Here is a 14,792-nt window from a genome sequence, read left to right as displayed (position 1 = left end):
CCCCCCTTATCTCCCCATAGCTTTGTTGGATTTTATCTCATAGAAGGAATCCCCTTTAGCAACCTTAATATAAATGTCATACACTCTATTTAGAGTGCTTCCTTCAATGGAAGGTTCTTGTTTTATAAGATTATCATAATATACAACCTTACCCTTTTCATTAATCACATTGAACTCTACAGTTGAATTGTTGTATTTGTAGCAATATACTTTTAAAGTTTCATTAGTAACATTAGAAACTCTAATATTGTACTGGTTTGATGTGTCTTTTTCAGCAATTATCTCTACTACTGATTTTGTACTTGGTATTGTTTTATTAACTGTACTGGTACTATTTTTAAAAATCAATTCAGTACCTGTATCTTTTTTATTAATATAAAATTCACTAGGGTTTCCAATTGCAAAAATTTCATCCACATATATGATGTTATTAAATCCTTCTTTTTTAATTTTTACCGTTCCGTCAACTTCTACTTTTGAAGTCTCATCAATATTTTTGCTTTTGTAATCTACAGAAGGCTTTATAGTTCCTTCAACTCTAAACCCTTCTATTTCCCCAGTAATTTTATAATCTAAGGATGAATTTTCATCTTCTTGGATATTTACTCCATCTTCTAGCATCCTATTAGTATACTTAGTCAAGGATTTAACTTCCTCCATGAGCTTTTGAGCAATTATGGTTGCTTGTTGTTTATCTTCAGCCTGTTTATTCATTTTAATTGTTTGAATTGTCATGGTAGATACGGGTATCATTATAATAAATAATATTGCTAAGCTTATTACAACTTCAATTAAAGTTAGAGCCTTCTTTTTATAAACTCTAAAAAACTTCAACTACTTCCCCTCCTTAGGGTGTCTGTTTTACTTCAATATTTCCACCTTCACCCTCTATTTTAATTCTAGGTGTTGTAGTGTCTTCCCCCTCTACAATGACAACAATTTTCTTGTCCGACTTATTAGTTAACTTAATATTTGCACCGGATTTGTCATCAGCAGAAAGCCTTAGAGAAGATAGAATATTGAAATATACTTCAGATGAGCCCGGATCAAACTCCACTTTTTCACTCTGGAAATTTAGTGGATAGCTATCCCTAGAAGTTTTATATCTGTAATAATACTTATCTTTTTCTTTTTCTAAAATTATTTCAATATTTTCTACTTTGTTACTATCTGCATACACATAGGATTTTCTGTCTGCATCATTAGCTCTTCCTAAAATTATTGTAGGAATATCTGAGCTTTGTGGTTTTACCGACATTACAAAGTCAAATTTTGGTTTACCAGCATTAGTTATGTCCTCCACAGTCTTAGGAGGATTAATGCTCATAGAGCCATCAAATATATTTTCTTTCCCATAAGGATTTCGTAGGTCCCAGTTGAAGTAATCTTTATCATCATCAGTAATCTTAGGTACTGCATAAAATTCCAAAACGCAAGTACCCGTAATTTCAGTATCACTACTTTGAGAGATATTTAGTGATACCATAGCTATATGCTTGGTATAATTCTCTAATCTTTCTACAAAATCAACAACATTACTATATGCTCCATTAAAGTTTAAAGTTACCTTTAATTGTTGTGCTTTAGAACTGTTCTCAGTCTCAGAAGCTACTGAATTATTTTCACCTTTGGTTTCCTGTTTTGAAGATTCCGCCTTATCTTCAGTTTTAGGTTTACTGTTGTCTTCTGAAACCTTCTCTTTTGCTGAAGACTCTGAGCTTGGATTGGCATATTGTTCTTTTAAATCTTGTAATTTACTGTCCTTAGATTTTGACTCTTCTCTTTTAAAATTTTCTATAGGGGCTACAGCTACTTCTGAAAAACCTATACTTCCGTGAATTCCCGAGTCAATAATTAATTTATCTAATTCTCTAATGATGTTTTCTTGAACTATGTCTGGATATAATTTAGTACTTTTATCTTTAATCTTAGTAGTTACAACTTTGATATCTGATTCTTTTTGTGGTATGGTTGCAACTAAAGTATTTAACTTATTGACTTTCTCCTCATAGGCAGCCTTATCTATTTTTAATGCCTCTATTCTATCCTTTTGTGGAATAAAAATAAATTTGTAGTATGCTCCAAGAAATAATAAAACTCCCAATGTAGCAATTAACACTTTTTCTCTCTTACTTAGCTTCATCATTATTCACACCCTTTAATGTACATTTTATTGAAAAACTATACTGTTCAGCGCCCTCATTACTGACTAAATTTATGTTTCCAATGTGAACTTCTCCGAAGTAAGAAAGAACTTTTAGGTTATGTCCTAGTTCTGCTACTGCAACTCTACTACTGGATATTCCCTGAATACTAAGAACACTACCATCAAGTGACATATTTTTAAAGGAAACCTCCTTGGGTATGGAGTTTGATATATCAAATAGAACTTGGCTGCTAACAACCTTTCTATCTAACACCCCAGCAAATATATCTTCCAACTCTTTGTTATAATCATTAAGAATATTATAAGTTTTGATAAGTCCTTCTGCTTTTGCTAACTGCTGTTGATTATCTGCAGCTTCATAAGTATTTTTTAAATCTTTTATGTCACCTTTCAAAGTAAATATATAAAAGGAATTATAAATAAACGTTCCTAATACAATTATAGCTACTACAATTAAGGTGGCAGCAATATATGCTTTCTTGTTTTTTCTTTCTTTTTTGTCATGTAAATAGGGTAAAAAGAAGTTAAAATCTCTCATCTAATTTCACCACCTAAAGTCTTATTAGGGCGCCTAAAGCATTTAAGTATATATTTATATCCTCAAATACCTTGCCATCTTGTGCCACTATATTTTCAATAGTATTTATAGTTTCCACAGGTATAGATAGTTGGTTTCTTAAAAATCCATCTATACCCTTAATTTTAGAAGATCCACCAAAAATGTACATGTTATCAATTTTATTACCAACACTTTTATTTTTATAAAATTGAACTATTCTTTGGATTTCTACTACCCATTGTTGAAGTTCTTCCTTTAAAAATTCATTAAACTCATGAACCTCTTCTGATTCACCATAGCCTTCTAAATAACTGTATTTAAATTTTCTTTCTTCAGCTTCTTTGAAGTTGATGCCATATTTTCTAGAAATGCTTCCATCCAGGTCACTACCACCTGTTTTAATAACTCTAGTGAATTCAAGGTTTCCACTTTTATAAATGTGTACATTAATGGTGTTACAGCCCATGTCCACAAAAGCTATGGTTCCCTCTTTATCTAAAAAGTTGTCATTTAAATACTGGGTATTATTATATAGCTTCTTTATAGAGTTAAACGCAACATCTAAAGCATAGGGTTCTAAATTACATTCCTTAATAAGATTAAAATATTCCTTAGACATGATATTAGGATAAGTAATTACTAGTGCTTTATATTTTTCCACACCTTCACTTTCAACCTGTCCTAAAATATCATATTGAATTGTATAGTCACTCATATTGATATGAAGGTATTGTTGTATAGAAAAGTTTATGATTGCATCCATTTCACTTTCCTCACCCTTTGGTACAACTATATCCCTATTTATAATAGAAGTGCTATTGGTAGTGCATACAGCATCACTGATTTTAATATTGTTTAAAGCAAGGTTTTCTTTTAATAATCTAGTGATTTCTAAAGGATTCAAAATCTTTCCATCTGCCATAACTCCCTCTGAAATTGGAACAGAAAAAGCCTTGTTTACAATTAGCTTATCTTTTACTCTTTCCCCTGCCACAACTTTAATGCTGTGGCTACCTATATCAAAAGACACAAGTTTCTTTGGTGAATTTTTCATAGAGAAATAACCAGTGGTTTTTTTATTGCTTGTTTTATTTTTTCCTAAGGTTTTAATATCCATATTAAGTAGCTCTTTTAAATTGCTAAGCTTTGGAATAGTAATAGCCAAATATAACACCCCTTTATTAAATGTAACCATCTTTTCTCATACTATTTTTAATTTTTAATGTATTTAAATTTGTTATTTTTTCTTTTGTATATTATAAAGTGCACAGTTCAAAAATCAATATCAAGGGAATTAATAACTAAGCTTATAAGCTTAAATTATATTTGATAAGTGAACTCTACACTTTATTGTTTAATTTACTATGGATAAAGTGTAAAGCTAGGAATAGCTTTACACTTTATTACATTAAGGAGTTGTAGTAGCAGGAGTTGTAGTAACTTGAACATCCTTACTGGTTGAATCAATGCTAATTTTGTAACCAGTTTTACCATCCTCTTGTGGCTTATTTACACCCTTAAAGTATTCTGTTAACTCGGTATCAGTTGCAGAACCTGATGTTGTAGCTGCGGTTTTCGTTGCTACAGCAGCACCATTCGTACCAGTAAATGCTATATTTACTACATCACCTGGTAATAGCTTTTGGTCTATAAGTAGTGTCTCTGTAATTCTTTCAATATTTTGGACACTTTGCTTCTCAGCCTTAACCTTAGACTCTGTTCTTATCTTTGTGAAGTTAGGTAATGCTATAGCACCTATGATTGCTATAATTGCTATTACAATAATAAGTTCAATTAGTGTAAAGCCTTTCTTTTTTCTTTTTTTGTTTGATATTTCTTTCATTTGAAAACCTCCCATTTTAATTTAAATATATATTAAGACCTTTTGGCCCAAATACCAATTTTTATTTTTCATTTTAAAAGGTATGCTTGTCCATTATCTACTAGATAGTATTATACATTCCAAAGATTGGAGTAATAATTGATACTATGATAAAGCCTAATATTATTCCCATTACTGCTATCATTAGAGGCTCTAGTAGTGATGTGGCTGTTTGAATTTCATTTTCCAGCTCTTCATCGTAGAAGTCTGCAGTTTTATTTAAAATATCATCCAATGATCCTGATTCTTCTCCAATTTTTATCATGGAAGATAGCATCATTGGGAATATTCCACACTCTTTTATGGGTTCTGCAAGGCCTTCCCCTTTAATTACCTTATCCTTTATTTCATCCAAGGCTTTTTCTGCAACTTTGTTTCCAATAACCCCATTTACTACCTGAAGTCCTTGAACCAGTGGTATACCTGATGCTAAAACTGTAGATAGTGTCCTTGTAAATCTAGATACGATAATCTTTTGATTAAGCTTTTTTATTACTGGAATAGTTAATTTTAGCTTACTTGAAAGTTCCTGTCCTTTTTCACTTTTAAAATACCGCCTTAAAACTATAACCACAGAAATGGTTGCAAGAAGCATTAACCATCCATAACTTTGTATACCTGAGCTTATACCAAGTAATATTTTAGTGGAAGTAGGAAGCTCAACTCCTCCTTGGGTGAACATGTCCACAAACATTGGCATAACAAAGGCTAATATAAATACAATAACTCCAATAGCCACTGTTGCTAAAACTAAAGGATATATCATTGCTCCTTTAATTTTGTTGTTTATTCTATTTTCTTTTTCATAATGCTTTGACATTCTGAGCATTACGGAATCTAAGGTACCGCTAACCTCACCTGTTTCAATCATACTAATTAAAAGACTAGGAAACACATCCTTTGGCTTTGTCATTGCTTCTGCAAGAGTGGAGCCTTTTCTTACTTCATCCTCAACAATAGATAAGGCCTCTCTCAATTTCTTATTAGGATGCTGAGTTGATAGTATATGAAGTGCACTATTAATTGGACTTCCAGCATCTAACATAGTATGAAATTGCCTGCAAAATACAGAAATATCCTTGGTTTTTACTTTTGCTAAGCCTGAGAGGTCAAGTTTCACTCCCTGTTGTGGTTCCTCAATCATGAGAGGAAAATAGTTATTTGCTTGAATCATTTCCTTAACTTCTTCCCTAGATTCAGCCGTAAAGACTCCTTCTATCTTTTCTCCCTTTTCGTTCATAGCTCTATATTTATAGTTTGGCACTAACTCCTCACCCCTATTAAATCTAAATAATCACTATTCTATTCCTTTTAATATCACTGATATTGAAATTGCATATTCTTATACTCTTATATTCTTATATTGATATATTTTTATCTTTATGGACCTTGGGCCTAGATGAATATGTTGAAATAAATTATTCATTAAGAAAAGCAATTTTAGCTAACTCATCCACAGTGGTAATCCCTTGAAGTACTAATCTTTTGCAAGCTATTCCTAGAGTTTTCATTCCATTTTCAACAGATATATCTCTAAGTTCATCAGAGCTTTTATCACTTAATATAGCTTCTTTATGCTCCCTTGTAATTTCCATCATCTCATAAACCCCTGTTCTTCCAACATACCCAGTATTGTTGCAGTAAGCGCACCCTTCTCCTTTGTGCAATATAACTTCCTCATCAGGGTCTATTGCTAATATTCTTTTTTCATGAACAGAAGCTTTATATTCCTTTTTGCATTTACTACATATTTTTTTAACTAATCTTTGTGCTATAACCCCACTGATAGAGGTTGCCACGAGATAGGGTTCAATTCCCATATCAACAAGTCTAACCACAGAAGAAGGCGCATCATTAGTATGAAGTGTACTTAATACTAAATGTCCTGTTATAGCAGCTCTTACAGCTATTTGTGCTGTTTCGTTATCTCTTATCTCACCAATCATCACAGCATCAGGGTCTTGTCTTAATATAGATCTTAATCCACTAGCAAAGGTGAGTCCTGACTTTGTATTGACATTAACTTGGTTTATACCTTCCATAATATACTCTACAGGATCTTCTATAGTAATTATGTTTTTGTCCTCGTCATTTAGCTCATTTAAAATCGTATATAAGGTTGTAGACTTTCCACTACCAGTTGGCCCTGTGACTAAGATAATTCCATGGGGATTGGTTATCATATTATCTAAGACTTTAAGTTCCTCTTCACTCATGCCCAAGCTATTTTTTCCTATTTCATAGCCATCTCTATTTAGTACCCTTATAACTACCTTTTCCCCATTAATCATTGGAAGAATGGATACCCTAAGGTCCACCTCTTTATCTGTTAACCTTGTAATAATCCTACCATCCTGTGGCACTCTCTTCTCCGCAATATTCAAATTAGCCATTATTTTAATTCTAGTTACAAGCGGTGCTAAACTATCCACTGAAAGATTGGAAATCTGATGAAGTTGTCCATCTATTCTATATCTTATCCTTACAAATTTCTCATAAGGCTCGATATGTATATCACTTGCTCTTTGCTCTATAGCATTTTTAATTAAATAATCTATCATTTTAACCACAGGAGCATTTTTTATATCATCAAAAGTCTCCTCATTATTAAGTTGGTTTTTTAAGTCTCCTTGTTTTTCCTTGGATAGTTCCTCTGCAGCTTTAACTACCTGCTCATCAGAATATTGCCTTTCAATTGCTCGCCTTATTTCATCCTTAGTTGCTAAGTATGACTCAACTTCAAAACCAGAAGCTATATAGATATCATCCATAGCAAATATATTTAAAGGATCCCACATTGCCACCTTTATCTTATTTTCATTAAATCCAAAAGGCATTAAATCATTTTTCATGCAAAGGTTCTGTGGAACTGACTTAATAGCTTTTTTATCAATATTCATTAATTCTAAATTTACTCTTTTTATACCTATTTGCTTTTCTAATACCTCAAGTATATCCTCTACAGTTACTAAGCCTTCGGTAATTAAAACTTCACCTATTTTTTTACCTAGAAACTTTTGCTTCTTTAAAGCTTCTTGTAATTGAAAGTTATTAATTTTTCCAGCTTGCACTAGCAAATCCCCAAGACGTTTAACAGATTTTCCTCCTATAGCCATTTTAAGCACTCCTTGCATAGTACAATTATTTATGTATAATGTTTTTATTTCAGATAGAAACTTCCATTATACTTTCATTTCGTTAAGATTTTTTAAATTAAACAATAAAAAATAAAATCATTTCAAAATATCCCTTAAAAATTCTCAATTACTAAAAAAACATTTGTAAATACCAATTCAAAATGTTGTTACCAAAAAAGATTACCAATAGTGTTCCTAATGCTAAAAATGGTCCAAAAGCAATATAATCTTTTCTTCCCTTTATTTTAAATGCAATGAGCAAAACTCCAATTATGCCGCCGGAAACAAATGATAATATTATCATTATTAAGGAATACTTCCACCCAATAAACATCCCACACAATAGGGCTATTTCTATGTCACCTTTTCCCATTGCTCCTGTAGAATAAACAACGATAGAAATTATCCCACCGGCTAGAATAGCACCTAACAAGTAATTTCCTAAACTAGATGAATAAAGATATTTTTCTGCAGCGGCGAAAATTGTTCCTATAACTATACCTGGGATAGTAGTAACACTATACACATCTTGAAATTTTATATCAATATTTGAAATTACAATTAAAAAGCAAAATAATATGACAAATTTTATAAAATACAAAGAAAAGCCATATTGAATATATGTAGCTACAAAAATTATTGCTGTTAATAACTCTTGTATGGGGTATCTCATAGAAATTTTACTTCCGCAATACCTACATTTTCCTTTTAAAAATATATAGCTAAAAATAGGTATTAAATCATTCCACTTTAATTTACTATTGCAGTTAGTACAATTAGAAGGTGGATATACTATAGACTGATTTAGTGGAATTCTATACACACATACATTTAGAAAACTTCCAATAACTAGACCGTAAGCTATAACTAATAAGTAAGCCAATATTTTTATCACTTCCTTCATAATTTATATACACCTATAAAATTGCAATATATTAGAATATTTTACTTCTATAGGACTACCTTTTATTATGATATTTCTAATTTTTTGCACAAAAAAAGGCCCTTTATATAAAGGCCGGTTGCACTATAAACTCCACATGCACAAAGTGCCCAAATAAGAGCATGCTTCATAGTTTCCTTCTACTCATTTACAATGATTTACTATATATACTATATTAAACAAATAAATAACAGAAATCAATAGTTTTGCTTTACTTTACCAATTATTTTTCTATAATTAGTTATTTGGGTAATTATTTGGTTTTACATAAAAAGAAATCAAGTTGTATTAAATCATAACAACTTGATTTCTTTTTATTACAAAAATCTTTAATTTTCTAAGAATTAATTTCCAAATCAATAAATTGAAATTTACTATAATCGAATAAGCCTCTAGCAGTAAGCTTTAATTCAGGTATTACTGGTAATGCTAAAAATGATAAAGTTGTAAATGGATCAAATTCGGGTTTTATTCCAAAGCTTCTAGCTATTCTATTGAGCCTTTTCACAGACTCAGAGACTATTTTAGGATCTTGAAAAGTCATAATTCCCCCTATTGGTAAGCTTAAATGGGCAATTAGCTTTTCTTCTGAAACTAAAGCTATTCCTCCGCCCATTGTTATTAAAGAGTTCACTGCAATAGACATGTCTTTATCATTGTCACCTAATACAATAATATTATGAGAATCATGAGCAATACTTTGTGCTATAGAACAGTTTCTAAGTCCTAAGCCTTCTACAAATCCTAAAGAGTATTTCCCTGTTTTTTTATGTCTTTCAAATACTCCTAATTTTAAAATATCCTTACCCTTTAATCCTGAAATTACTCCATCGTTGCTCTTTATTTCTCTTACTACTTTTTTAGTTTCAAGTGATTGTGGTTTACACTTTATCACGTTTATCTTTTTTCCCTCTAATGAAACATTAAAATTTTCTTCAGAAACAAAGTCCATGTCTATGGAGTTTTTAACCTTAAAGGAACTGCTTTTCTTGTATTTTACTGAATCTATATCTTTCCCATTTTTAATGACTTTGGTTATATTTACTCTTTTTAAATTTTCTAATAATACCAAATCTGCCTTGTAACCTGGAGCTATAGCTCCTAAGTTCTTTAATCCATAGCATTGAGCTGCATTAAAACTTGCCATGGTAAAAGCCTTAATAGGGTCAACCCCTTCTCTTATTGCCAATCTTACGCAGTTGTTTACAGAACCTTCCTCCATTAAATCTTCTAAATGCCTATCATCTGTACAGAATAAAAATCTATTATAATTTTCGTTGTTAACTGCTTTTATTATAGTAGTAAGATTCTTAGCTGCGGACCCTTCTCTTATGATTACATACATTCCATTTTTAACTTTTTCCAAAGCATCCTCTACTGTAGAGCATTCATGGTCTGTTGTTATTCCAGCACATAGGTATCCATTTAATGATATTCCATTTACATTAGGACAATGCCCATCTATATTTTTCCCTTTAGCTAAAAGGATTTTTTCTAGCATTTCTTCATTTCTACTTAACACAGCAGATACATCCATTACTTCACCAAGACCTAAAATTCTTGGGTTATTAATAAATGATTTCAACTCCTTATGCTCTAAAGTATATCCATTATCCTCAAAGGGTGTGGCTGGCACACAAGAGGGTAACATATAAAATATATCTAACAAGGTATTCCTAGAGTTTTCAAGCATAAACTCTATTCCTTTAACTCCTTGAACATTTGCAATTTCATGAGGATCTGCAATTACTGTTGTTACTCCATTTTTCAAAGCTATAGTAGAATATTTTTCAGGTATTACCATAGAGGACTCTATATGAACATGTGCATCTATAAAACCTGGCACCACGTAATTATTAGAACAATCGATTTCCACTTCTCCCTCATAATCACCTATTCCTATAATACTGTCTTTATAAATACCTATATGTCCTGTTTCTAACTTTTGGGTAAATACATTGAGAAAAGTAGCATTTTTAAGAACTAAGTCACACTTTTCTTCTTTCAAAGCAGTTTTAATTTTTTTAGTTAACTCTCTCATATAATACCCCTCAACTATTCTTCAATATTTGATTCAGTTGATTCATATAATTCTCCATTATAACTTCTTTTTCAAAGGTTAGTTCTTTTCCCATGGCCTCTGTAAGTTTATTTCTTATAATATTAAAAATAGTAGTTTTGTAAAGGTATTCAACAGGTCTTCCAATAACTAAATTCTCAACCTCGTATACCCTAAACTCCCTACCATTTGTACCTTTAAAGTTAAGTTTATATTCCCTAATTTTATTTCCTTCTTCAACTAAATGAACATAACTTTTTATAACTGGGGCTATTGACTCAGTTCTATTGAAATCACTACAGTTTATATTTTCATTTTTATTATCCACTGTTAATGATGATACTCTCATTTTTTCATAGGCATTAGTTAAATCACTGTTTTCCTCGTTACTTTCCTCTGTAAAAACTTTTAAATCCATTGAAATAACCCCCTCATATTTTAATAAAAAATTTCTATGATTATTATATTAATAATATGTTATTAATATAATTTCTATTATATTACCTATATAAACTATGAAATAAGCACAGAATTAGACAAAAAAATTTGAACTAGACTTATAATCTAGTTCAAATCAATTAAAATTATTTGTAATTGAAATATTATTTGTTTCTGGTTGGGTTTCTTCTACTTGAACTGGTTTCACTACATGGTTCTTCCAATTAACGTATATATAGAATAAACTTACAACATCTTGCATGTTATATAGCAAAATTTTCTCTTTTTTCTCTAAAGGCATTCTGGAAAAATACTCATCATCCTTCATGATTTTACCAAAGGTTTTTGCTAGATTAGATCCACTTATTAGCTCGCTTTCTCTTGTTATGCCAAAAACATTTTCTAAGTTTTTTAAGCCAATAGAAGTACCCATTTCCTGCTCATACTTCTTTTGCAAGTCAATTTGTTGGAAGTTATCACTAATTTTATATCCAATGTTATGTTTATTCAGTAAATAGTTAATTACAATAAAATCATTATTTCCTGAAAAGGTTACAATAGATTTCTTATTATGAACAGCTTTCATTTTTTCAAAATATTCTTTAGCCATTGTCAACATTTTTTTTAATTCGTATTTATTTTCTAACATGTACTGAGTTATTTTCAGCTCATTTGCGTTATAGTCATAGTAACCTGCCCCAAAAACCCCTATACAAATAGGCTTTTTGTATACATAATGTTCCAAATCAAAAAATATAGCATCCTTGAACAGTTCTTTATTCCCTCCGATGTCTAAGCTATTTTCTAACTGAAATGCTTCTACCTTAATAGTTTCTTCTTTAATTATCACTATATCACTCTTTTCTAAATTAAATGTCTATGCTTAATGTACTAAGAGGAATTATATATTAGCTTAAATCTTTCTTTAATGTAGATAAATTTTTTTTGAAAGTAAAATATATATGTTCCAATAAGGAAAGTTCATAAATACAGGTTATTACTTTATAAATAGGAGTACTTCTGATGTAGTAACTTTGTAGGACCCTAAATATACTCAAATTAATAGTATAGACAAATTCCCAAACCTCAAACTGCAAAGCATAATAATACTATACCACATTTTAACACCTATTTTCTATATAAGGAATTAATTTAAAAGCTATAATTACTCATAAAATTATGGCAGTTGTATTAGGATTTTAAAATGAACAAGTTTAATTCTTCACTAAAAATCCTTTATAAACCCTTACAGTTACACCTATTAAGAATTATAGAATTATTTAAATACAATTACTATAACTACAAAATTTTATGCAAAACCACCTGAAATTATTTATAGCTTTTCTTAGTCATATATAATAATTATATTACCATTTTTAAGAATTATTATTAATCTATTTAAAATAATTTTAAAGGATTAAATTAAAAACTATATTGCAGATAAATGATTTATATCCTCTCTTGAAAATAATAATATTGTACTATTGACAACTATTCTCAATAGCTTTATAATAATATTGATAATAATTATCAATAAGGAGTGAATTTCATGAGCATATTCGACTTGAAACCTGGTATGAAAGGGTATATTAAATATCTAAATTGTGATGAAAAATTAGCTAAAAGACTTTTAGCTTTAGGTTTTATAGAAGGTACTGAAATACTTGTAAAGAAAGCAGCCCCTCTTGGTGATCCAATAATAATAAACTTAAGAGGTACAGATTTAGCTATAAGAAAAAAAGACGCTAAAAATATTCACATAATGGAGGCCGTTTAAGGATGAAGACAATAGCATTATTAGGTAATCCTAATGTGGGCAAAACAACCCTTTTTAATGCCTTAACTGGTTCTAACCAATATGTAGGAAACTGGGCTGGAGTTACAGTAGAAAAAAAAGAAGGTTACCTTGGTAAGGATATAAAAATTGTTGACCTTCCTGGAATTTATGCCATGGACACTTTTTCAAACGAAGAGAAGGTTTCAAAAGAATTTTTAACTGATGGTAATGTAGATTTAATTGTAAATATTGTAGATGGTTCAAAACTTGAAAGAAATTTATATTTAACTTCTCAGCTTACTCAGTTTAATAAACCTATTCTACTAATAGTTAATATGATAGACGTTGCAAAGGCCAAAGGCATAGACATTAATTTTCAAAAGCTTTCAAAAGAGCTTGGAGTTACCATTATGCCGATTTCAGCTTCTAAAGGAACTGGAATAGAAGCTCTAAAAAACTTTATTGGGAAAAATGATTATAATAGCTTGGACTTATCTATAAATAAAAAGCACAACTTTTTAAAGATGAATGAAAAAGAAACCTATGCTTACATAGAGAACTTATTAAAGACCTCAATAGTAGGTAAAAAAGATAATACTATTACTACTACAGAAAAGATTGATAAACTAGTACTTAATAAATTTCTTGCATACCCTATTTTCTTAGGACTTTTATTTTTAATTTTCAAATTTACCTTCGAATGGGTTGGTGGTCCTCTTCAAGAGGTTCTCGATGGCTTTGTAGGTGGGACTTTAGTTTCTTGGATACAAATACCCCTTGCAAATTCTAGTGCTTGGTTTCAATCATTAATTATAGATGGAATAATTGGTGGAGTTGGTTCTGTTATAGTTTTCCTTCCTATAATTCTTGCCTTATTTTTAGGAATAACTTTCCTTGAGGATAGTGGTTATATGGCAAGAGCTGCTTTTATAATGGATAAATTAATGAGAAAGTTAGGGTTATCTGGGAAAGCATTTATTCCTCTTATCATGGGATTTGGTTGCTCTGTTCCAGGAATCATGGCAGCAAGAACTTTAGAAAGTGAAAAAGATAGAAAATTAACTTCTTTAATAGTTCCATTTATGTCCTGCAATGCAAGATTGCCTGTATATGGACTGTTCACAGCAGCTCTTTTTACTGCTAACGAAGCTTTAGTTATCTTAGGGCTATATCTACTTGGAATCTCAGTTGCATTTATTATTGCTCTTATATTTAAAAATACTCTATTCAAGAAGGATGAAGAGCCTTTTATAATAGAATTGCCTGAGTATAAGTTACCCGAATTAAAAAATCTATTAATCCATACTTGGGAAAAAGGAAAAGGGTTCCTTAAAAAAGCTGGAACTTTAATTTTCTCTATTTCTGTAATAGTTTGGTTCCTTTCAAACTTTAACATGGGTGGAATGACTGATATTAATACTAGCTTTTTATCTTCTATAGGTAGATTCATAAATCCTATTTTTACTCCACTTGGTTTTGCTTCTTGGGAAAACTCCGTGGCACTTTTAACAGGACTTATGGCAAAAGAAGTAGTTGTTGGTACTTTGGGAGTTCTGTACACTGGAGATTTAGTAGCACAAATTGCTGCTAACTTTACCACTATTACGGGATTATCTTTTTTAGTATTCACTTTACTTTACACTCCATGTGTATCTGTAATTGCTACAATGAAAAAAGAGTTTGGCGGTAAATTTGCATTATTCTCAGTAGTATATCAGTTTATTGTAGCATGGATAGTTGCTTTCTTAGTTTATAATGTAGCTCAGATAATTCTCTAGTTATTTGTGCATAATAATTAAAAATAATTCATTTATGCTTAAACTTAGTTCA

Annotated in this window: 13 protein-coding genes and 1 riboswitch; of the genes, 2 read left to right on the top strand and 11 right to left on the bottom strand. The window is 30.5% G+C overall.

Annotation, left to right across the window (positions count from 1 at the left end; genetic code table 11):
- Positions 1 to 6: 6 nt before the first annotated feature.
- The 11 genes from C661_RS0114045 to C661_RS21995 form a co-directional block, all read right to left on the bottom strand.
- A complete protein-coding gene (locus tag C661_RS0114045; protein WP_017415975.1) occupies positions 7 to 834 on the bottom strand; it encodes a type IV pilus modification PilV family protein in 828 nt (275 codons plus the stop codon).
- Between the two features lie 13 nt (positions 835 to 847).
- Positions 848 to 2,146, bottom strand: a complete 1,299-nt coding sequence (locus tag C661_RS0114040) for a hypothetical protein (protein WP_017415974.1) — start codon at positions 2,144 to 2,146, stop codon at positions 848 to 850.
- On the bottom strand, positions 2,130 to 2,705 hold the full coding sequence (locus C661_RS0114035; protein ID WP_017415973.1) for a PilN domain-containing protein: 576 nt from the start codon (positions 2,703 to 2,705) through the stop codon (positions 2,130 to 2,132). The genes C661_RS0114040 and C661_RS0114035 overlap by 17 nt, the downstream gene beginning before the upstream one ends.
- Before the next feature lie 13 nt (positions 2,706 to 2,718).
- On the bottom strand, positions 2,719 to 3,891 hold the full coding sequence (gene pilM, locus C661_RS0114030) for a type IV pilus assembly protein PilM (RefSeq protein WP_017415972.1): 1,173 nt from the start codon (positions 3,889 to 3,891) through the stop codon (positions 2,719 to 2,721).
- A gap of 243 nt (positions 3,892 to 4,134) precedes the next feature.
- Complete coding sequence (locus tag C661_RS24420) at positions 4,135 to 4,569, bottom strand: prepilin-type N-terminal cleavage/methylation domain-containing protein (RefSeq protein ID WP_017415971.1); 435 nt, start codon at positions 4,567 to 4,569, stop codon at positions 4,135 to 4,137.
- Between the two features lie 100 nt (positions 4,570 to 4,669).
- Positions 4,670 to 5,872: a type II secretion system F family protein gene (locus C661_RS0114020; RefSeq protein WP_017415970.1), complete on the bottom strand. Its 1,203-nt coding sequence runs from the start codon at positions 5,870 to 5,872 to the stop codon at positions 4,670 to 4,672.
- A 154-nt stretch (positions 5,873 to 6,026) separates the two neighbouring features.
- On the bottom strand, positions 6,027 to 7,724 hold the full coding sequence (locus C661_RS0114015; RefSeq protein ID WP_017415969.1) for a GspE/PulE family protein: 1,698 nt from the start codon (positions 7,722 to 7,724) through the stop codon (positions 6,027 to 6,029).
- Between the two features lie 151 nt (positions 7,725 to 7,875).
- Entirely contained in the window at positions 7,876 to 8,649 is a 774-nt protein-coding gene (locus C661_RS0114010; RefSeq protein WP_017415968.1) for a prepilin peptidase, read from the bottom strand.
- 103 nt (positions 8,650 to 8,752) lie between these two features.
- A riboswitch (cyclic di-GMP riboswitch) is annotated at positions 8,753 to 8,835 on the bottom strand.
- Positions 8,836 to 9,025: 190 nt separating this feature from the next.
- On the bottom strand, positions 9,026 to 10,729 hold the full coding sequence (ade, locus tag C661_RS0114000; protein WP_017415966.1) for an adenine deaminase: 1,704 nt from the start codon (positions 10,727 to 10,729) through the stop codon (positions 9,026 to 9,028).
- Positions 10,730 to 10,739: 10 nt separating this feature from the next.
- Complete coding sequence (locus C661_RS0113995) at positions 10,740 to 11,165, bottom strand: hypothetical protein (RefSeq protein ID WP_017415965.1); 426 nt, start codon at positions 11,163 to 11,165, stop codon at positions 10,740 to 10,742.
- Between the two features lie 156 nt (positions 11,166 to 11,321).
- On the bottom strand, positions 11,322 to 12,035 hold the full coding sequence (locus C661_RS21995; RefSeq protein ID WP_017415964.1) for a ribonuclease H-like domain-containing protein: 714 nt from the start codon (positions 12,033 to 12,035) through the stop codon (positions 11,322 to 11,324).
- Positions 12,036 to 12,734: 699 nt separating this feature from the next.
- On the opposite strand from C661_RS21995, the gene C661_RS0113985 reads away from it, so the two are divergent.
- Positions 12,735 to 12,962 carry a FeoA family protein gene (locus tag C661_RS0113985; protein WP_017415963.1) on the top strand — a complete coding sequence of 76 codons (228 nt, stop codon included), beginning with the start codon at positions 12,735 to 12,737 and terminating at the stop codon, positions 12,960 to 12,962.
- Between the two features lie 2 nt (positions 12,963 to 12,964).
- Entirely contained in the window at positions 12,965 to 14,740 is a 1,776-nt protein-coding gene (feoB, locus tag C661_RS0113980) for a ferrous iron transport protein B (protein ID WP_017415962.1), read from the top strand.
- The last annotated feature ends 52 nt before the right edge of the window (positions 14,741 to 14,792 follow it).

Origin of the sequence: Clostridium tunisiense TJ, assembly GCF_000300195.1 — a bacterium.
Lineage (GTDB): Bacteria > Bacillota > Clostridia > Clostridiales > Clostridiaceae > Clostridium_J > Clostridium_J tunisiense.
The sequence above is the reverse complement of the archived record's forward strand: the minus strand, read 5'-3'. Positions and strand labels throughout refer to the sequence as shown.